Origin of the sequence: Pseudomonas sp. FH1 (assembly GCF_000510895.2) — a bacterium.
GTDB lineage: Bacteria > Pseudomonadota > Gammaproteobacteria > Pseudomonadales > Pseudomonadaceae > Aquipseudomonas > Aquipseudomonas azotoformans_A.
The window spans coordinates 127,554-148,064 of record NZ_AOHM01000125.1 but is presented as its reverse complement, the minus strand read 5'-3'; the positions used below and the strand labels follow the sequence as shown (position 1 = coordinate 148,064).

18 protein-coding genes are annotated in these 20,511 nt (G+C 61.2%); 14 read left to right on the top strand and 4 right to left on the bottom strand.

Going from position 1 to position 20,511, the window contains the following annotated elements:
- Positions 1 to 513 precede the first annotated feature (513 nt).
- Positions 514 to 1,791, bottom strand: a complete 1,278-nt coding sequence (locus tag H096_RS27215; protein ID WP_033902418.1) for a serine/threonine transporter — start codon at positions 1,789 to 1,791, stop codon at positions 514 to 516.
- A gap of 284 nt (positions 1,792 to 2,075) precedes the next feature.
- Here H096_RS27215 and H096_RS27210 point away from each other — a divergent pair, with 284 nt between their 5' ends.
- From H096_RS27210 to H096_RS27190, 5 genes are all read left to right on the top strand, one after another.
- Positions 2,076 to 2,669, top strand: a complete 594-nt coding sequence (locus tag H096_RS27210; RefSeq protein WP_033902417.1) for a TetR family transcriptional regulator — start codon at positions 2,076 to 2,078, stop codon at positions 2,667 to 2,669.
- A 184-nt stretch (positions 2,670 to 2,853) separates the two neighbouring features.
- Positions 2,854 to 3,378 carry a cysteine hydrolase family protein gene (locus H096_RS27205; RefSeq protein WP_033902416.1) on the top strand — a complete coding sequence of 175 codons (525 nt, stop codon included), beginning with the start codon at positions 2,854 to 2,856 and terminating at the stop codon, positions 3,376 to 3,378.
- A gap of 53 nt (positions 3,379 to 3,431) precedes the next feature.
- On the top strand, positions 3,432 to 4,385 hold the full coding sequence (locus H096_RS27200; RefSeq protein ID WP_033902415.1) for a 2-hydroxyacid dehydrogenase: 954 nt from the start codon (positions 3,432 to 3,434) through the stop codon (positions 4,383 to 4,385).
- Between the two features lie 129 nt (positions 4,386 to 4,514).
- Positions 4,515 to 5,582 (top strand): phosphotransferase family protein, encoded by a 1,068-nt coding sequence (locus H096_RS27195; protein ID WP_033902414.1) that lies wholly within the window; start codon positions 4,515 to 4,517, stop codon positions 5,580 to 5,582.
- Between the two features lie 9 nt (positions 5,583 to 5,591).
- A complete protein-coding gene (locus tag H096_RS27190; RefSeq protein ID WP_033902413.1) occupies positions 5,592 to 6,359 on the top strand; it encodes an SDR family oxidoreductase in 768 nt (255 codons plus the stop codon).
- Here H096_RS27190 and H096_RS27185 read toward each other — a convergent pair whose 3' ends face one another.
- Positions 6,360 to 6,803 carry a carboxymuconolactone decarboxylase family protein gene (locus H096_RS27185; protein ID WP_033902412.1) on the bottom strand — a complete coding sequence of 148 codons (444 nt, stop codon included), beginning with the start codon at positions 6,801 to 6,803 and terminating at the stop codon, positions 6,360 to 6,362.
- Between the two features lie 155 nt (positions 6,804 to 6,958).
- On the opposite strand from H096_RS27185, the gene H096_RS27180 reads away from it, so the two are divergent.
- From H096_RS27180 to H096_RS27170, 3 genes are all read left to right on the top strand, one after another.
- Positions 6,959 to 8,392, top strand: coding sequence for a PLP-dependent aminotransferase family protein (locus tag H096_RS27180; RefSeq protein ID WP_033902411.1), 1,434 nt, complete (start codon positions 6,959 to 6,961; stop codon positions 8,390 to 8,392).
- 84 nt (positions 8,393 to 8,476) lie between these two features.
- Positions 8,477 to 8,758: an antibiotic biosynthesis monooxygenase gene (locus H096_RS27175; protein ID WP_033902410.1), complete on the top strand. Its 282-nt coding sequence runs from the start codon at positions 8,477 to 8,479 to the stop codon at positions 8,756 to 8,758.
- 96 nt (positions 8,759 to 8,854) lie between these two features.
- On the top strand, positions 8,855 to 9,256 hold the full coding sequence (locus H096_RS27170; protein ID WP_033902409.1) for a cupin domain-containing protein: 402 nt from the start codon (positions 8,855 to 8,857) through the stop codon (positions 9,254 to 9,256).
- Positions 9,257 to 9,259: 3 nt separating this feature from the next.
- Here H096_RS27170 and H096_RS27165 read toward each other — a convergent pair whose 3' ends face one another.
- A complete protein-coding gene (locus tag H096_RS27165) occupies positions 9,260 to 9,889 on the bottom strand; it encodes a DNA-3-methyladenine glycosylase I (protein WP_033902408.1) in 630 nt (209 codons plus the stop codon).
- A gap of 217 nt (positions 9,890 to 10,106) precedes the next feature.
- Here H096_RS27165 and H096_RS27160 point away from each other — a divergent pair, with 217 nt between their 5' ends.
- The 4 genes from H096_RS27160 (at position 10,107) to H096_RS27145 (ending at position 13,637) form a co-directional block, all read left to right on the top strand.
- Positions 10,107 to 11,432 (top strand): C4-dicarboxylate transporter DctA, encoded by a 1,326-nt coding sequence (locus tag H096_RS27160; RefSeq protein WP_177075616.1) that lies wholly within the window; start codon positions 10,107 to 10,109, stop codon positions 11,430 to 11,432.
- A gap of 52 nt (positions 11,433 to 11,484) precedes the next feature.
- Entirely contained in the window at positions 11,485 to 12,186 is a 702-nt protein-coding gene (locus tag H096_RS27155; protein ID WP_033902406.1) for an FCD domain-containing protein, read from the top strand.
- Positions 12,187 to 12,204: 18 nt separating this feature from the next.
- Positions 12,205 to 12,912 (top strand): GntR family transcriptional regulator, encoded by a 708-nt coding sequence (locus H096_RS27150; protein WP_033902405.1) that lies wholly within the window; start codon positions 12,205 to 12,207, stop codon positions 12,910 to 12,912.
- Positions 12,913 to 13,016: 104 nt separating this feature from the next.
- Positions 13,017 to 13,637 (top strand): hypothetical protein, encoded by a 621-nt coding sequence (locus tag H096_RS27145; RefSeq protein ID WP_033902404.1) that lies wholly within the window; start codon positions 13,017 to 13,019, stop codon positions 13,635 to 13,637.
- A 55-nt stretch (positions 13,638 to 13,692) separates the two neighbouring features.
- Here H096_RS27145 and H096_RS27140 read toward each other — a convergent pair whose 3' ends face one another.
- Positions 13,693 to 18,561, bottom strand: a complete 4,869-nt coding sequence (locus H096_RS27140) for an NAD-glutamate dehydrogenase (RefSeq protein WP_033902403.1) — start codon at positions 18,559 to 18,561, stop codon at positions 13,693 to 13,695.
- 490 nt (positions 18,562 to 19,051) lie between these two features.
- Between H096_RS27140 and H096_RS27135 the strand changes: the two genes are divergently transcribed.
- A complete protein-coding gene (locus tag H096_RS27135) occupies positions 19,052 to 19,405 on the top strand; it encodes a hypothetical protein (protein ID WP_033902402.1) in 354 nt (117 codons plus the stop codon).
- A gap of 146 nt (positions 19,406 to 19,551) precedes the next feature.
- On the top strand, positions 19,552 to 20,511 hold the full coding sequence (locus H096_RS27130) for a MoxR family ATPase (protein ID WP_003174327.1): 960 nt from the start codon (positions 19,552 to 19,554) through the stop codon (positions 20,509 to 20,511).

Genomic DNA, 20,511 nt, shown 5'->3' with positions numbered 1-20,511 from the left:
CAAAATCAAAAGCAAGAGCACAGCGGCCTGACAGCCGGCTTGAGTGGTGTAGAGCAAAGGCAACAGCCAACGCGGTCCCTGTAGGAGCCGGCTTGCAGGCGATGGTCTTCAACGATGATGCGGGGAACCAGACAAAACGCGGCGGTCTCACGCTTCTCGCCGGCAAGCCGGCTCCTACAGAAAACGAGAAACGTATCTACGATGCGAAGCGAGTCGCTCTTGACCTTGATCTGAGGCGCCCCGTCAAACACGCTGGCCGAACGCAGGCGTTGGAGCGTGGGCAACCCGGCAGGACGCCGGGTTAGCCGCGCTGGGCCAAGGATGGCCCATCGCGGCGGCCCACGCTCCAAAGCCGGAGTGAGGGCACACCGAGCCTAGGCGAGGTGCCGAGTGTTGGGGCGAGGACCTTTTGCTTACTTTTGGGTCCTTCCAAAAGTGAGCCGCTGTAAGAGCGGAACCAATTTTAGCCTTTACCGCAGCAACGGATATGTACACCAACAGACCACACCAGCCTCAAGCAAAAAACGAATAAACCACCGCAGTAATAGCCACCAACCCCACCGCCGTGACAAACACATTGGACGCCTGCCCACGGTACTTGGCCATGGCCGGCACCTTGCGGATGGCATACATCGGCATCAGAAACAGGATCGACGCAATGATCGGACCGCCGAGCGCCTCAATCATCCCGAGAATGCTTGGGTTCAACGTCGCAACGATCCAGCACACCACCAACATGAATGCTGCCGTCATCCGGTCCAGACGCTTGGCCTCAGGACGACGACCGGTCTTCAGCACCAGGCCCTTGAGGCCTTCACTGGCACCGATGTAGTGCCCCAGGAACGACTTGGCAATCGCCACAAACGCGATCAACGGTGCCGCAAACTCAATGGTCGGATTATTGAAGTGATTGGCCAGGTACGACAGGATCGACAGGTTCTGTGCCTTCGCCTCGGCAAGCTGCGCCGGCGACAGGGTCAGCACGCAACTGAACACAAAGAACAGCACCATCACCACCATCAACAGGTGCGCACGGGACAGGATCTGCGAACTGCGCTCATCAGCGTGGACGCCGTACTGGCGCTTCTGGTCCACCGCAAAGGCCGAGATGATCGGCGAATGGTTGAACGAGAACACCATCACCGGAATCGCCAGCCACAAGGTGTTGAGCAATGCGGACGGCGCAGGCACCACGCTGGCGGTGCTGAGAATGCCGCCGTTCCAGTGCGGGATCAGGTACACCGCCAGGAACAGCAAGGCGACGATAAACGGATACACCATCAGGCTCATCGCCTTGACGATCACCTGCTCACCGCAACGCACCACTGCCAGCAGGCCGAGGATCAGCACAAACGACAGCAGCGCGCGTGGCGGCGGCATGATGTGCAGTTGGTGCTCCATGAAGCTGCCGACCGTGTTGGTCAACGCCACGCTGTAGATCAGCAGGATCGGGAAGATTGCGAAGAAGTACAGCAAGGTGATCAGCGCACCGGCTTTAATGCCGAAGTGTTCTTCGACCACGTCGGTGATATCGGAACCTTCACGGCCGGACAGCACGAAACGGGTCAGGCCACGGTGGGCGAAGAAGGTCATCGGGAACGCCAGTAGCGCAAGGATCACCAGTGGCCAGAAGCCGCCCAGGCCCGCGTTGATCGGCAAGAACAGCGTACCGGCGCCAATGGCGGTGCCGAACAGGCCAAGCATCCAGGTGGTGTCCTGGCGGCTCCAGCTTGTGAGGGTTGCAGGTGTCGTTGCATAGCGTTCGTCGACGCTATTGGCCTGATCATTCATCCGGTCGGATCTCCGCATTTACACGGCCGGGACGAGTCAGAAAAACCTGACAGGCAGCGCCCCGACCATAGAAGGGGCCGGATTGTCCGGGATTCTTGTGAATAAGCAAAGACTTAGCTGAGGAACGGTGGTGCGGTGCAGGCCCGCAGGGGCACCTGTATACGGCGGTTTTCGGGGCGTGCGGCTGAATGCGGAATATACATTCCCGCACAAATCTATTTTAGAATCGCGCTTGATCCTGTAGTTTTCATCCAGCATCCGCCGTTTATCCAGAGAGCCCTGCCATGCCGCGCGTTTCCCGCAAACAAGCCGAACTCAATCGCGAAATCATCGTCGAGGCGGCCACGCACCTGTTTCGCGAGCGCGGCTTGCACGGTATCAGCCTATCGGACGTCATGGCCGCCGCTGGCCTGACCCACGGCGGTTTCTACGGGCACTTCGCCTCCAAGGAAGCGCTGGCCACCGAAGCCTGCCAGCAGGCCTTCGAGCAAGCGAACCTGGGCTGGCAGGCAAAGATCGATCGCAGTGAAGATCAGCAGACTGCCCGCGAGGCCGTGATGGGGCCTTATCTAACAGCCACCCATCGCGACAACCCTGGAGACGGCTGCCCCGTGTCGGCCTTCGCCCCGGACATGTGCCATGAGCCCGCCGACACTGCCTTGCAACACACCTTTATTGAGGGGGTCGAGAAGTCCCTGGAGGTCTTTGCGCAGCTACAGGATGGAGATCGCCAGGCAATGCTGGCCAAGTACGCAATGATGATCGGCGCAGTGACCCTCGCGCGTGCGACACGTGGCAATCACCTGTCGGATGAATTCCTGGCTGCTGCACGAAATGCCCTACTGGCCGTTGACAGCCCTTCCTCCGTCCCAGCATGATCAGGCCATGAATATTTTCCAACGCTCCCTCACCCGCACCACCACCACGACCGCTTCCGGCGGGTCGTGCGGTGGCTGTGAGTGCTTGAGCTAGACACTTCACAGATTCAACCCAAGGCCCCGCCAGCAATGGACGGGGCCTTTTTATTGCTCCGCCCGTTCGGCAATCACAAGGAGCAACACCATGGCTGACGCCCTGCTGATCATCGACATGCAAACCGGCTTATACGATGGCCCGGAAAAACCCTTCGAGCGCGAACGCGTGCTCGCCACTATCAACCTGCTGATTCTGCGCGCACGCCTGTCTGGCGCCCCGATATTCGTCGCCCACCACACTGGGCCGGCAGGCTCAACGATAGACGCCGGCAGCCCGCTCTGGCGGCTGTGGCATGGGCTGGAGGTAGACGAATCCCGCGACCACCTGTTCAACAAGACTCGCCCCAGTTGCTTCCTGGGCACAAATCTGGAAGCGCAACTGAAAGCGGCCCAGGTCAATGAACTGGTGATCGTCGGCATGAAAACCCAGTTCTGCATCGACACCACTTGCCGGGTAGCCGTGGAATTGGGGTTTTCCGTGGTGCTGCCGGAAGACGGCCACACCTGCATGGACACACCGGCACTCAAGGCCGAAGCGATTATCGAGCATCACAATGCGACCCTGGCCGGGGCGTTTGTAAAGCGTGCACGTGCGGTCGAGATAAGCTTCTGATCGCACAAATACGGCATACTCCTCCCCTCAAACCCTTCAGGAAGAGCCTTCCGATGACCGCTACTGTTTTGGTCCTGGTTGAAACCATCAACGAATACCTGCCCATCATCGAGGGCAATGACTTTCATGTGATCCTGGCACCGACACCCGCCGAACGCGCCGAAGCCATCAAGGCCCACGGCAGCCAGATCAGGGCCGTGTTGACCCGTGGCCCGCTGGGCTTGTACGCCGAGGAAATCGCCGCCCTGCCGCTGCTGGAAATCATCTGTGTGATCGGTGCCGGCTACGAGCATGTAGACCTGCAAGCCGCCAGCAATCGCGGGATCGTCGTGACCAATGGCGCCGGGGTGAACGCGCCATCGGTGGCCGATCACGCCATGGCATTGCTGCTGTCGCTGGTGCGCGGCATCCCGCAGACCGACGCCGCCGTGCGCCGCAGCGAATGGCCGAAAGTGATGCGCCCGTCCCTGGGCGGTAAGCAGTTGGGCATCCTCGGGCTCGGTGCTGTTGGCCTGGAAATCGCCAAGCGTGCAGCCCTGGGCTTCGGCATGGAGGTGAGTTACCACAACCGCCAACCACGCGATGACGTGGACTACACCTACTGCGCCACTGCGGTGGAACTGGCGCGCACCTCGGACTTTCTGATCCTCGCCACCCCCGGCGGTGCCAGCACCCGCCACCTGATCGATCGCCACGCCCTGGATGCCCTGGGCCCGAATGGCTACCTGGTCAACATTGGGCGTGGCAGCGTGGTGGTCACCGCCGACCTGGTCGCGGCCCTGGAGCAACGCCGCATCGGCGGCGCCGCACTGGATGTATTCGACGACGAACCCCAAGTGCCTGACGCCCTCAAGAAGCTCAGCAATACCGTGCTCACCTCCCATGTGGCCGGCCTGTCGCCCGAAGCGGCCCATGACACCGTGCAGCGCGTGGCCGATAACCTGGTGGAATACTTCGCCGGCCGTCCGGTGCTCACGCCGGTTGCCCTGCCCCCGCCCACTCAATGACCGATCAGGCACGCTGATCATCGTCCAACACGCTAACCTATTAAGCCGCCCCGACCTTGTCGCTGGACGGTTGTGCGCATTAGATTAGGAAATAGTCCAAGGCCTTTAGAATAAGCAGAAGGGATAAGCATGGCGCTGAACGACCAATCGACCCAGATTCGCCCAGGCGAAGAACTTGATGCCAGCCTGATCGATCCCTACCTCAAGGCCCATATCCCCGGCCTGAGCGGCACGCCCACGATCAGCCAGTTTCCCGGTGGCGCGTCCAACCTGACCTACCTGCTGGAATACCCTGGCCAGGAATTCGTGCTGCGCCGCCCGCCCTTTGGCCACAAGGCCAAGTCCGCCCACGACATGGGCCGCGAATACCGCATTCTCAACCAGCTCAAAGATGGCTTCCCCTATTGCCCCAAGGCCTATGTGCATTGCACAGACGAATCGGTGATCGGCGCCGAGTTCTATGTGATGGAGCGGGTCAACGGCATCATCCTGCGCTCCGACCTGCCGCCTGAGCTGGGCCTGGACGCGGCCAAGACCGAAGCGCTGTGCAAAAGCTTCATCGACAAGTTCGTCGAACTGCACCAGGTGGACTACAACGCCTGCGGCCTGGCCGACCTGGGCAAGCCGGAAGGCTATGTAGAGCGCCAGATCCGTGGCTGGAGCGATCGCTACGAGAAAGCCCTGACCCCCGACGCGCCGCGCTGGGAAGCGGTACGCGCCTGGCTCAACGACAAAATGCCGGCCGACCACCCGACATCAAGCATCGTGCACAACGACTACCGCTTCGATAACGTGATCCTCGACCCGCACAACCCGATGCAGATCATCGGCGTGCTGGACTGGGAGCTGACCACCCTCGGCGACCCGTTGATGGACCTGGGCAACACCCTCGCCTACTGGATCGAAGCGGCCGACCCGGCGCCGGTGCAACTGATGCGCCGCCAGCCGAGCAACGCGTCGGGCATGCTCACCCGCCGTGAATTCGTCGACTACTACGCCGAGCGCTCGGGCATCCAGATCGACAACTTCGACTTCTACTACACCTACGGCCTGTTCCGCCTCGCCGGCATCGTGCAGCAGATCTACTACCGCTTCTTCCATGGCCAGACCCAGGACAAACGCTTTGCGCAGTTCATTCACATGAACAAGCTGCTGGAGCAGATGAGCCTGAACGTCATCAGCAAATCGTCCCTTTAAGGAACCGCTATGTCCAAGACCCACCTGTTCGACCTCGACGGCAAGATCGCATTCGTTTCCGGCGCCAGCCGTGGCATCGGCGAGGCCATCGCCAAGTTGCTCGCCCAGCAAGGCGCCCACGTGATTGTCTCCAGCCGCAAGCTCGAAGGCTGCCAGCACGTGGCCGACGCGATCATCGCCGACGGCGGCAAGGCCACGGCCGTGGCCTGCCATATCGGTGAAATGGAACAGATCACCCAAGTGTTCGCCGGTATCCGCGAACAGTTCGGGCGCCTGGATATTCTGGTCAACAACGCCGCCACCAACCCGCAGTTCTGCAACGTGCTGGACACCGATCTCGGTGCGTTCCATAAGACCGTTGACGTGAACATCCGGGGCTACTTCTTCATGTCCGTGGAAGCCGGCAAGCTGATGCGCGATAACGGCGGCGGCAGCATCATCAACGTCGCGTCGATCAACGGGATTTCCCCCGGTGTGTTCCAGGGCATCTACTCGGTGACCAAGGCCGCTGTGATCAACATGACCAAGGTGTTCGCCAAGGAATGCGCAGCGTTCGGCATTCGCTGCAATGCCCTGCTGCCGGGCCTGACCGACACCAAGTTCGCCTCGGCGCTGGTGAAGAACGACGCGATCCTGAAAATGGCCCTGGCGCAGATCCCCCTCAAGCGCGTGGCCGATCCGAGCGAAATGGCCGGCGCGGTGCTGTTCCTGGCCAGCGATGCATCCAGCTACACCACCGGCGTGTCGCTGAATGTGGATGGTGGTTTCCTGTCCTGATCAAGCATTCGGCGGTTGCTGCCGAAAACTCACCGCCAGGCGGTTCCAGCCACTGATGCTGGACACCGCCATGGTCAGGTCCACCAGTTCCTGCTCGCTGAATTCCAGCCGCACGGCGGCGAACAGTTCATCCGATACCGTCGAGGTCGGCAGTGTCGCGACGGACTCGCTCCAGGCCAACGCGGCCTTTTCCCGCGCTGTGAAGAACGGCGAATCGCGCCAGACGCACAACGCGAACAAACGTCGCTCGGTCTCGCCGCGCTGACGCGCCGCCATCGAATGCATGTCCGTACAGAAACCACAGTGGTTGAGCTGCGAGACACGGATCTTGATCAGTTCCAGCAAAGGCTTTTCGATGGACAAGCCAAAGGTCGTCGCCTCCAGCATCAGCATGCCTTTGAGCGCCTGCGGTGAGGCGGTGTAGTAATCCAGGCGGGGTTCCATGGGGGTGGTTCTCTGGCGGTGGGTGCAATGACTGTCCAGCCTAGAACCCACACGACATAAGCCCTATAGCCAATCGGCCGGTTTATGCAGAGACCATTTTGAGCCTGCCGCGCACGCGCGTACGCTTGGCGCAACGTCAATGCCCGGAATAACACATGGAACTGCACGTTGTGATCAACGGCCGCAAGGATCTGGCCGAACAGTTGTACCAACAGTTGCGTGAAGCCATTGGCTCCGGGCGCCTGGCCGCCGGTGCGCAGCTGCCGCCCAGCCGCTTGCTCGCCGAGCAATTGGGCGTGTCGCGCAAGACCGTGTCGGATACCTACGCCACCCTGACCTACGAGGGATTGCTGATCGGCAAGACCGGTCGCGGCACCTTCGTCAACGCCCGAGCAGCGCAGAGCGAACGCCTGCAAAGCGCCACCGACCTGGCCTGCGCCGCCAACCTGGCGAAGTGGCAGTCACTGCCCTCGCCCATGCGCCACCCCACCCGCGATAGCACACTGCGCTATGAATTTATCGGCGGCGCCACCAGCCGCAACCAGTTCCCCCAGGATGAATGGCGGCGCTGTACCCAGGACGCGTTGCGGCGCATCGCCCAGAACAGTGGTTTCTACAGCCAGCCCGAAGGCTTGCCGGCGCTGCGCAGCGCTATCGCCGGGCATATCGCGTTCTCACGCGGGGTCAACTGCCGTGACAGCGACATCGTAGTCACCAACGGCGCCCAGCAGGCACTGGACCTGATCGCCCGCGTCGTGCTGGAGCCGGGCAGCATCGTCGCCATGGAAGACCCCGGCTACAGCCCCGCACGCCAGATGTTCATGGCGATGGGTGCCAGCGTCGCCAGCGTGCCGGTGGATGAACAGGGCATTCAGGTCGAGCGGATTCCCGACGGCACACGACTGATCTACGTGACGCCCTCGCACCAGTTCCCGCTCGGCATGCCCATGAGCCTGCCACGCCGTGAAGCCTTGCTGGCACGGGCGTTCGAGCTGGGCGCAATCATCATCGAGGACGACTACGACAGCGAGTTCCGCTACGAAGGGCGGCCCACCGACTCCCTGCAAAGCATGGACACCCGTGGCGTGGTGACCTACGTCGGCACCTTCTCGAAAACCTTGCTGCCGGAGCTGCGCCTGGGCTACGCGGTGCTGCCACCGGCGATTTATGGCGCAGTGCTCAAGGCCAAGCAGCTGACCGACCAGCACAGTTCCACACTGCCGCAATGGGCCCTGGCCAAGTTCATCAGTGAAGGCTACCTGCTCAAGCATATCCGTCGCTGCCACACGGTCTACGCCGGGCGCCGTGAACGCATCCTGCAACGCCTGGCAGGCGACTTGTCGCCGTGGTTCGAAGCGGTGCCTACCGTGGCCGGGTTCCATATGGCGGCGCTGTGCAAGGTGCCGGTGAACATCCCGTTGCTGATGGAACTGGCACGCCGGGTGGAAGTGGGCTTGTACCCCCTGGATGTGTTCTTCCACGATGCGCCAGTACGCCCTGGCCTGATCATCGGCTTTGGCGCTATCGAAACCCTGGACATCGACCCGGCGCTGGACAAGGTGCGCGATATTCTCCAGCAGATTGGCTAGCGGATTTTCCGGCGGATTGGTCATTGGTCCTGGCTTCGCCAGGCTCTAGCCTGTGCACTGACCCCGCCCTCGGAGACCATCGCCATGCCAGCCTGTGCCTTCAACACTGTCCTTGTCCGCGCGGCCGCCGGGCGCTCAGCGGAACTGGGCGAGCGCCTGCAGCAGATAGCCGACGCGGTACGCACCGCCCCCGGTTGCCTGGATTACGGGGTGCAGCGCGACCCGATGGACCCCGACCTGTGGACCGTCACGGGACGCTGGTCCTGTGCCGAGCAGCTCAGCGCACACTTCGCGTTACCGGCCTTGCAAGGCTTTATCGAATTGACCCGTGAACACCTGGCCCGTCGCCTGGATTTCGACCACTGAGGTATTGGTCTCCTGCTCTTCGCCGGGATTGGTCATTGGTCACCCAGGCCTTGCGGCGTAGGGTGAAGAGGTCTCGAACTACTCGGAAACTTCGCCATGAAACCACTGCTCGCCGCCGCCCTAATGCTCGCCTCGCTCAGCGCCTTTGCCCATGAACCGGTGTACAACCAGGAATCGATCAAGGTCTTGCAAGAACACGCCTTGACCAATGTACCCGGCAAAAAAACCCTTATGCTCACCGTGGACTATGCCCCTGGTCAGGCCACCGTGCCCCATAGCCACACAGGTACTGCCGTGGCCTATGTGCTGGAAGGCGCGATCACCTCGCGGGTGAATGATGAGAAAGCGAAAACCTATCAGGTCGGCGAATCGTTCTACGAACCTGCGGGCTCCCGGCACTTTGAATCGAGCAATGCCAGCCAGACAAAACCGGCCAAGTTGCTGGTGGTGATGGTGCTGGATGACAAGGCTGAAGTGCTGACGCCTCTCAAGCAGTAAGCCCTAAGGTCGCTGGAACCGCCGGCGCAGGTCCTCGATCTGTGGCCGGCACGCACAGCCTTCCAAATGATCATTGACCATCCCCATCGCCTGCATCAACGCATACATCGTGGTCGGGCCCACATAGGTCCAACCGCGCCTCTTCAAGGCTTTCGACAAACGTACCGAAGCCGGTGATGTGGGATTGCCCGTCCAATACGCCATGTCTACCACCTCAGGGCGCTCGTCTTGACTGGGCTCAAACGCCCACAGCCAGCTCGCCAGCGAACCCGTCTCATCCACCAGTTCACAGGCTCGCCGCGCGTTGTTGATGGTGGACACGATCTTGGCCCGATTGCGCACGATGCCCGGGTCCTGCATCAAGCACTCGATATCCGCCTCGCCGTACTGCGCCACCCTTCTGAAATCAAACCCGTCGAACGCCGCCCGAAACTGCTCACGCTTGCGCAGGATGGTGATCCACGCCAAGCCCGCCTGGAAGCCTTCCAGGCAGACCTTTTCGTACAGCTGGATATCATCCGCCACCGGCACGCCCCACTCCTGGTCGTGATAACGCAGGTATTCCGGCGCAGCCGTGCGCCAGGTGCAGTGGGTCTGCCCGGTTTCGTCAGGGGTCAGTCCTGGTGTGTCCATCCATCACCTCATGTGCCGAGCGGCGGATGATAAGCGAAAAAAATTCTCGCGCACCAACCGCTCAAGCATCGCCGTTACCGACCAACTGGTCAGACCGGGACCTGTCGACCGTCAAATAATTGCTTGTGATTTCAAAAATACCGGGCGTAGACTGGCCGCGCACTGGACTTACCGGTATGACCACAACAATTAAGCCCTGGAACCACCAGGGCACCGAATAGAGATCCCTCCCATGCTCAGATGGTGCTCGCGTTCGATTTTCCTGCAAGTCGTGATTGGTCTGATGCTCGGCATCATTTGCGGCCTGGCCCTTCCCGAATTCTCCTCGCAACTCAAACCCCTGGGTGACGGCTTTATCAAGCTGATCAAGATGCTGATCGGCCTGATCGTGTTCTGCGTGGTGGTCAGCGGCATTTCCGGTGCAGGCGACCTGAAGAAAGTCGGGCGTATCGGCCTCAAGTCGGTGATCTACTTTGAAGTGCTCACCACCGTCGCCCTGGTGATCGGCCTGGTGATGGCCTTCAGCACCGGCATCGGCCAAGGCGCTAATATCCACCTGGAACAGTTGTCTTCCGCCGGCCTCAATGAACTGGCCGACAAGGGCCAGCACATCCGCGGTACCAGCCAGTTCCTCATGGACTTGATCCCCAACTCGGTGATCGGCGCCTTTGCCGACAACAACGTGCTGCAAGTGCTGCTGTTCTCGGTGCTGTTCGGCAGTGCGTTGAACCTGGTGGGCGAAGCCGCCTCAGGTATCTCGCGGCTGATCAACGAATTGAGTCATGTGATTTTCCGCATCATGGGCATGATCGTGCGCCTGGCGCCGATCGGCGTGTTTGGCGCGATCGCCTTCACCACCAGCACCTACGGGCTGGATTCCCTGCAACACCTGGGCAGCCTGGTGGGTTTGTTCTACCTGACGTGCTTTGCCTTCGTCGGGCTGATCCTCGGCCTGGTGATGCGCCTGTCGGGCCTGCGCATGCTGCCGCTGCTCAAGTACCTGCGTGAAGAACTGCTGATCGTGATGGGCACCGCCTCCTCCGACGCCGTGCTGCCACAGATCATGCGTAAACTCGAACACCTTGGCATCGGCAGCTCCACCGTGGGCCTGGTGATTCCGACGGGGTATTCATTCAACCTCGACGGGTTCTCCATCTACCTGACCCTGGCCATCGTATTTATCGCCAATGCCACCGGCACGCCGCTGTCGATGACCGACCTGCTGACTATCCTGCTGGTGTCGCTGATCACCTCCAAAGGCGCCCACGGCATTCCCGGTTCGGCGCTGGTGATTCTGGCGGCGACCCTCACCGCGATTCCGGCGATCCCGGTGGTGGGCCTGGTGCTGGTGCTGGCGGTGGATTGGTTCATGGGCATCGGTCGCGCATTGACTAACCTGATCGGCAACTGCGTCGCCACCGTGGCCATCGCCCGCTGGGAAAAAGACATCGACCTCCAGCGCGCCAACAAGGTGCTGGACGGCCAGCAAGGGTATGCCTTCCAGGCCAAGAAACCGGTGTTGCCGGCGCATCAGGAGTTCTGATTTTGCGGGGCCGGGTGGCCGGCCCTTCATTCATTCTTAAGGAGCGTACGACGTGATCAGCACCTCAACCGTCGTCAATTCAGTGGTAGAAAAACTCCGCGCCGCCTTGGCGCGTGGCCAGTGGCGCCGGGGTGAAATGCTCCCCGGCCAGCGCGAACTGGCCGAACAGATGGGCATCAGCCGCCCCAGCCTGCGTGAAGCGGTGATCGTGCTGGAAACCCTCGGCCTGGTGCGTTCTATGCCCGGCAAAGGCGTGGTGGTGCTGGAAACCAGCGTCAGCGAACCCCAGTCCAGCGACGCCGTGGCCGACGCCAGCCTGGAAGACATCCTGCAACTGCGCTACACCCTCGAACCCTTCATTGTCGGCCTGGTGGCCCAGTCCATCAGCAGCAAGGAAGTCGGCCAACTGCGCCTGACCCTGATGGACATGCGCGAAGCCCTCGACGCCGGCGACGCCGAAGCCGGGATGAACGCCTACATCGGCTTTCACGAAGAACTGTTCGCCCTCACCTCCAACCCGATCTTCCAGAACGTGGTGCAACAGACCAGCAACGCCCTCAAGCAAAGCGCCCAGGTACTGCGCAACTCGCCGGAACACCTGGCCGAACGCCTGCTGGAAAACGACGCCGTGGTGCGCGCCATCCGCAACAAGAACAGCGCCCTGGCCAGTGCCGAGATGCGCCGGCACATCCTTCAGGAAGGCCTGCGCATGGGCATTCGCTTGAACATCCCGGACGACCATCTGGGCAGCTGATTTTTTTGGAGACAGGCCATGACCGCCCACGCCTTGCACTACGAACCGATCCTCCCGACCCTGCGCCTGGTCGCTGGTAAAAAACCTTCGGTGGACGACATCTACCCACGCCTGTTCGACGCGATCCTGGAACAGCGGATCGCCCCGGCCAGTCGCTTTACCGAAGAAGGCCTGGGCGAGATCTTTGGGGTGAGCCGCAGCGTGATTCGCCGCGTATTGGCAAAGCTGTCCCATCAGCAAGTGATCATCCTGCGTCCCAACCAGCGTGCTCAGGTGGCGGCGCCGGATGCACAGCAGACCCGCCAAATCCTGGAAGCCCGCCGCCTGACGGAAATGACTGTGGTACAACTGGCCTGCGCGCAGGCCACATCGACGCAGATCCGGCATTTGCGCGAACTGATCGCGCGGGAGCGTGAGCATATTGAACGGGACCAACGCGGGCCAGCCATCCGCCTCTCCGGCGAATTCCACCTGCAACTGGCAGCAATGGCACGTAACGCGCCCTTGGCGCAATTTCTCAACAGCCTGGTGCCGTTAACGTCCTTGATCATCGCCCAGTACGAAGCGAAGGCGTGCACCTATTGCGCGTGGCAGGAGCATGAAGCGATTGTGGATGCAGTCGAACAACGCGATGTGAACCGCGCAATGAACCTGATGACCCAACACCTGGATCACCTGGAAGCCAAATTGCTGAGCCACGATGGCCAAATGGCCCACCCTGGCTGACTACAATTACAACGCTGATCTACGAAATCACCGACAGCAGGGACCGTCATAGAACCGCAGAATTGCATTCATTCCTAAAGCCTTGAACGCGGATGAATAGCACTATGCACCCCCTCACTTTCGCACTGGTCACTGGCCTGGTCGTCACACAGTTCAGTGTCGATGCACGGGCCGGCGACGCGTTAACTGCCGGGACTTACATCATCACCCCGGCAGCCCCCGTGTGGTTGCTTGAACAGCCCTACGCAGATAGCCCCATGCTCACCGCCCGCACCTTCGGTGGCAGCGCTTACGGCGACTACCATGTCAAGGCCAGCCTTGAGATCAGCTGTTCCCCACAGAGCCCGACCGCCAGCCTTGCACTGCAGATCACACCGACAGCACTGGGCTTTGACGTCGCGCCTTTCGAAGGTCCAGACGCCAGCACCGATGGTCCGTTGCGTATCACTACGGCAACACGCACGGCCATCGACCACCCGGTAAACGGCGTCTGGACTTACGGCGGAGCGTTCCAGATCGGCACGGTATTTGCGCTCAGTGCTGCTGTTCCCCATGACGAATTAGCCTACTGGGCCAGCGATGCCTCACGCGGCCAGACACTAAAACTTTCGGTAGCGCCAGCCAAAGAGGGTGGCAAGCCGCTGACCGCGACATTCTTATTGCCTGCTAACAACAACGGTTTGAAAACAGTTATCCAGCCCTGCCTGGGCAACGCCAGTTTTTAAGCCATAAAAAAAGCCCCGTATCTCAGGATACGGGGCTTTTTGTCCTACAGCGGAATCAAGCCGGTTGCAGCACCGACTGACCGCTCAATGCCAGGTCCAGCAACTCACGGTTGGCCACCGCGTACATGGCGTAGTCCGTCCCCACAGCGGCACGGATTTCCACCATCATCGCCACCCAACGCTGCGCCATGTCCTTGTGCTGCTCAAGCCACAGGGCCACGCGGGCTTCCATGTCTTGTGGCGCGTCGGCCATTTGCAGCACGGAGATGGTGATTGCGCGTTGCTGCCAGTCCACGTCGTCGCGGAAGGCTTCACGGGCCTGGGCCTGCCAGTTGTTGGCCACCGGCAGATCGCTGATCTGCTGCAGGTACCACGGCAAGTCCAAGGCGCTGCCGACGGCGAAGTAGGCCTTGGCCACTTCGGCGGCGTCATGCCCGGTCACATCAGCGGCTTCGATGATCGGCAGCAAGGTGTACAGGTGAGTAGTGCCTGCAACCATGCGTGCCAACAACTCCGGCACACCGGCTTCGGTGTATTTGCCGTAGCGGTTCTGCCAGCCTTCGCGGGTCGGGCCTTCCAGCAGTTCGTCGAGCTTGAGGCCCAACGCCGCCAGGTGCGGACCGAAGTGCGCGGTGTCACGGCCAGCGTCCTGCTCGTTGCGACGGCTGCGCAGGAACCAGCGTGTAGCACGGCGGCCCAGGCGCATCAGCTCATCCATCAACTCCAGTTGCACGTCAGCGGAAACCTGGTGGTCCAGGGCTTCGATCTGGCGGAACCAGTGCGGGAGGTGGAAGATGTCACGCACGATCACATAAGCGCCTGCCACGTTCGCCGGGCTCATGCCGGTCGACTCTTTGAGTCGTTGAACGAAGGTGATACCCATGTGGTTGACCAGGTCGTTGGCGATCTGGGTACTGACGATCTCACGCTTCAGGCGGTGGCGACGCATGGCCTCGGAGAACTTGGCGACCAGGCTCGGTGGGAACGCGGTTTCCATGTCACGGGTCAGGTAGTCGTCATCCGGCACCAGCGACTTGAGCAGCGCTTCCTTGAGGTCGATCTTGCTGTAGGAGATCAGCACCGACAGTTCCGGACGGGTCAGGCCCTTGCCATTCGCGGCGCGCTCGGTGAGCTGCTCCTCGGTCGGCAGGTACTCGATGGCGCGGTCCAGCTTGCCACGGCCTTCCAGGTCGCTCATCAGGCGCTTGTACTCGGCGGCACGCTCGTAGGCACGGCGCGCGGCCAGGGACAGGGCCTGGGTTTGCTTGTAGTTGTTGCCCAACACCAGGTTGCCGACTTCGTCGGTCATGCTCGCCAGCAACTGGTTGCGTTGCTTGTCGGTCATGTCACCGGCCTGCACCACTTCGTTGAGCAGGATCTTGATGTTCACTTCGTGGTCGGAGCAGTCCACGCCACCGGCGTTGTCGATGAAGTCGGTGTTGGAACCGCCGCCATTGAGGCCGAATTCCACACGACCCAGCTGGGTCATACCGAGGTTACCGCCCTCGCCCACTACCTTGCAGCGCAGCTCGTTGCCGTTGACGCGCAGCGCGTCGTTGGCCTTGTCGCCCACGTCGGCATGGCTTTCGGTGCTGGCCTTGACGTAGGTGCCGATACCGCCGTTCCACAACAGGTCCACTGGCGCCTTGAGCAAGGCATTCAGCAGTTCGGTCGGGGTCAGCTTGTCGGCCGCGATGTCGAAGCGCTCTTTCATCTGTGGTGAGATGGCAATGCTCTTCGCGCTGCGCGAGAAGATACCGCCGCCTTCAGACATGATGCTGGTGTCGTAGTCGGTCCAGGCCGAACGCGGCAGCTCGAACATGCGCTGACGCTCGACGAAGCTGGTGGCCGGGTTCGGGTTTGGATCGATGAAGATATGCAGATGGTTGAAGGCCGCGACCAGTTGTAGCTTGTCGGACATCAACAAGCCGTTACCGAACACGTCACCGGCCATATCGCCAACGCCCACCACGGTGATGCTGTCTTCCTGCACGTTGATGCCGCGCTCACGGAAGTGACGCTGCACGCCGACCCACGCGCCCTTGGCGGTGATGCCCATCTTCTTGTGGTCGTAACCGGCGGAACCACCGGACGCGAACGCGTCACCCAGCCAGAAGCCGTAGTCGATGGCGATGCCGTTGGCGATGTCGGAGAAGGTCGCAGTGCCCTTGTCCGCAGCCACCACCAGGTACGGGTCATCGTTGTCATGGCGCACAACGTTGGCCGGCGGTACCAGGGCGCCGTCCTTCAGGTTGTCGGTGATGTCCAACAGGCCGGAAATGAAGATGCGGTAGCAGGCGATGCCCTCGGCCGCGATCTCGTCACGGCTGCCGCCCAGTGGCAGGCGACGCGGCAGGAAGCCGCCCTTCGCACCCACTGGCACGATGACCGAGTTCTTCACTTGCTGGGCTTTTACCAGGCCGAGCACTTCGGTGCGGAAGTCTTCTTCACGGTCGGACCAGCGCAGGCCGCCGCGCGCGACGTTGCCAAAGCGCAGGTGCACGCCTTCTACCCGTGGCGAGTACACGAAGATTTCAAACTTCGGCACGGGCTTAGGCAGCTCAGGGATCGCATGCGGGTTGAACTTGAAGCTGAAGTACGACTTGTTCTGGCCGTTGGCGTCGGTCTGGTAGAAGTTGGTGCGCAGGGTCGCCTTGATCAGGTCCAGGTAGCGACGCAGGATGCGGTCTTCGTTGAGCACCTGAACGTCGTCCAGGGCCGAAAGAATCGCTTGTTCCAGGCGTAGCTGCTTGTCTTCCAGGTCGTCGCTGGTGAGCTTGCGCGCCAGGTAGAAACGGGTCTTGAACAACCGGGTCAACTCGCGGGCGATGTCGGTGTGGTTGTTCAGGGTGCTGGCGATGTAACCCAGGTCGAAGCCCAGACGGATCTGCTTCAGGTAACGGGCGTAGGCACGCAGCAGTGCCACGTCGCGCCATGGCAGGCCGGCGGTGAGTACCAAGCGGTTGAACGCATCGTTTTCGGCGTCGCCATGCACGATGTGCACAAACGCGTCCTGCAGGGTGTCGTTGAGCTGCTGGATGTCCAGGTTCACGCCTTCGGCGGCAATGAACGCGAAATCGTGGATCCAGAACTCACGGCCATTGGCGTGACGCAGGCGGTACGGGAACTCGCCCAGCACCCGCAGGCCGAGGTTTTCCAGGATCGGCAGCACGTCGGACAGCGCCAGCGGGGTATCGGCGTGGTAGAGCTTGCAATGCAGCTCGCGCTGGCCGGACACCTGGCCCAGCGGCTGGTAGAAGCTCATCACCAGCGGGTTGGCTTCGGTGAGGCTGAGCAAGTGCTGCATGTCGACCACGGCCGAATGCGCGGCGAAACGCTCGCGGTAACCGGCCGGGAAGCCTTTCGGGAAGTCGGCCAGCACGTTGGTGCCGTGGGCTTCGCCGAAGCTTTCCACGACCAAGCTGGCGTAGTCGTCCTGCCAGCTGCGGCAGGCCTGCACCACTTCTTTTTCCAGTTGCAGCGGGTCGATGTCCAGGCGGTTCTTCGGGTCAACTCGCAGGATCAGCTGTACACGGGCCAGCACGGACTCGGAGAAGAACGTCCAGAATTCGCAGTCCGAGGCCTTCAGGCGATCCATCAGCACTTGCTGGATCTTCTGGCGCACTTCGGTGGAATAAATGTCGCGCGGCACATAGGCCAGGCAGTAGCAGAAACGACCGTACGGGTCTTTGCGCAGGAACACGCGGATCTTGTTGCGTTCCTGGATCTGCACAATCGACATCACGGTGCTGAACAGCTCGTCGACCGGGGTCTGGAACAGGTCGTCGCGTGGCAATACTTCAACCACCTGCGCCAGTTCCTTGCCCAGGTGAGCCTTGGGCTGGAAGCCGGAGCGGCGTTCGATTTCCGCAACCTTGCGACGGATATACGGAATCACCCGCACGCTTTCGCCATACACCGACGAGGTGTACAGGCCCATGAAGCGGTGTTCCTTGATCACTTTGCCGTCGGCGCTGATCTCACGGATCGACACATAGTCCGGATACGCCGGACGGTGCACGCGGCTCGGATGCGCGGCCTTGGCGAACGACAGCACAGTCGGTTCACGCAGGTAGGCTACGGCATAGTCTTCGATGCGCAGGTCATCGGCGGTGAGGCCGGCGCGCAGTAGTTTGGTCAGACCGAGGAACGAATCGGCGTCATATTCGATATGACCGCCGTCTGCCTCGTCACGTACCACGAACTCTTCATAGCCGAGGAAGGTGAAGTGGTTGCCCACCAGCCATTCCAGGAAGTTCTTGATCTCGGCTTTCTCTTCGCCGTCGATGCTGAACTGGCTGGCGTCGATACCGGCCAGCAGGTCCTGGACCTTGGCTTTCATCGGTTCGAAATCGGCCACGGCCACGCGCACTTCGCCCAACACCTGCTCCAGCTCTTTGCTCAGCACGTTCAGTTCGGCGGCGTTGGCGCAGCGGTCGATTTCCAGGTACATCAGCGATTCTTGCAGGATGCCTTCGCCCTGGGTGCCTTTTGGCAGGATCTCCAGCAGCTCGCCCTTGGCGCCACGGCGTACGCTGAGCACGGTGGTCTGCAAGGTGTGAATGCTGTAGCCGCGACGGTTCAGCTCGGTACGCACCGAATCCACCAGGAACGGCAGGTCATGGTGCAGCACTTCGACCGCGGTATGGGTCGACTGCCAGCCATGACGTTCGTAATCGGGGTTGTAGACCCGCACTTGCGGTTGGGTGTGGTCAAAGCGCTCAAGCAGGCGCCAGGCAGAAAGAGTGCAACCGGCCAGGTCGGAAAGGCGACGCTGGGTCAGTTCGTCCAGGGAAATGATGCCGAAGAATTGTTCAGCGAACAGCGCCACTTGTGGCAGTGCCTGTTCACTGATGTGCTGCGCCAGTGCCGCTTGCAGTTGATGCTGGAAGTCGGCCTTGCTGGCTGCGGTGAAGAACGCCATCTGTGGTACTCCGCTTGGGCTTGTTATTGATGGAAGCGTCGCGTGTTATCCCCTTGCGGGGAGACCGTCAGCGCTGTTCGCTGGTACTGATATAAGCACACTAGCGAATCAGGGTGACAGGTGGGTGAAGCTGGACAAGACAATGAGGTCACATACAACTTCCATAAGATGCGCACCTTGCCGGGTGACGGTACGACGGGCAGGTCAGGCGCCTGGCTCATGCACATCCGTTGCTCAGCTTAACGAGTGTGGGAAGCCCACTGCTTGCGACGCTGCGACATATTCGGTCATCGGTAAGCAGGCGCTGGGTTGCGACTTGGGCAACCCGCTATTTCCAGGCAAAAAACCGCCTGTTGAACGGCCTGCGAGTACCAGAAATGACTGATATTGCCCCTCAGGTCATGCACTAGGTCTGACACAGGATGCAGCACAAAATTCGCCGCAATGGCACAATTGCCCGCATTACGCCTTACCCCAGACAGGATTCCCCATGCTGCAGCTGAAAACCGATGCCCTGATGGTCACCCCGTGCGATGACGAAGAAGACAACATGGCAATGCTGTGCTGTCACGGCAAGAACGGCGAGATGTTCATGCTGACCCGTTACCCGGATGAAGACGAAGTGGAACTGACCTGGGATTACGAGCCGTCGACCCTCGACGGGCTGAAAGTCACCCTGGGCGCCACGACGCTGCTGGTTGAGCTGGCCGCAGGCGATGCCGATGCACTGGGCGGCAAGGACCAATTGGAGATCACCCACGCCACAAGCGCGTCGGACCTGGCCGAAGTCGAGGAAACCCTGCAAAACATCCTCAAAGGCACTGGCACCTACGTCCGTGCGTGATGCCTCGCACACAAAATTCCTACAAGTATTGCCAAAAATACCCGTTACGCCGTTAGTCGCCAGCCCCTTCGATGCATTAAAGTAAGCCTCCCAAGCCCGGCGTTTTTTCTCGACCACCGGGCTCATCTCTCCAGGAACCGTCATCGATGGAACATCGTGAAGCGCTGCTCGCGCTGCGAACCTTTCTTTCTACGCAGATTCTCGGCCAGGAAAAACTCATCGATCGCCTGTTGATCGCCTTGCTCGCCGACGGCCATATGCTGGTGGAAGGCGCGCCGGGCCTGGCCAAGACCAAGGCCATCAAAGAGTTGGCCGAAGGCATCGAAGCGCAGTTCCATCGTATCCAGTTCACCCCCGACCTGTTGCCCGCCGACATCACCGGCACCGAGATCTATCGCCCGGAAACCGGCAGCTTCGTGTTCCAGCAAGGACCGATCTTCCACAACCTGGTGCTGGCGGACGAAATCAACCGCGCCCCGGCCAAGGTGCAGTCGGCCTTGCTGGAGGCCATGGCCGAGCGCCAGGTCAGCGTCGGGCGCAGCACGTATGACCTGTCGCCGCTGTTCCTGGTGATGGCCACGCAAAACCCCATCGAGCAGGAAGGCACCTACCCGCTGCCCGAGGCCCAGCTCGACCGTTTCCTGATGCATGTGAAAATCGGTTTCCCGGACGCCGCCGTCGAGCGGCGCATCCTGCAACAAGCCCGTGGCGAAGCGCTCAACGGCGAAACCAAGCCGGAGCGCCGCGTCAGCCAGCAGGCGATCTTCGCCGCACGCAAGGAAATCCTCGGTCTGTACATGGCAGACGCCGTGGAGGAATACCTGGTGCAACTGGTGATGGCCACGCGCACCCCGGCCAAGTTCGACCCGGAAATGGCCGAGTGGATCGCCTACGGCGCCAGCCCACGCGGCTCCATCGCCCTCGACCGCTGTGCCCGCGCCCATGCCTGGCTGGCCGGTCGCGACTTCGTCAGCCCGGAAGATATCCAGGCGGTGCTGTTCGACGTGCTGCGCCATCGCATCATCCTGTCGTTCGAGGCCGAAGCCGCCGGCATTGACCAGGACCGTGTGGTGCAGCGCATTCTCGACGTCGTTGCCGTCGCTTGA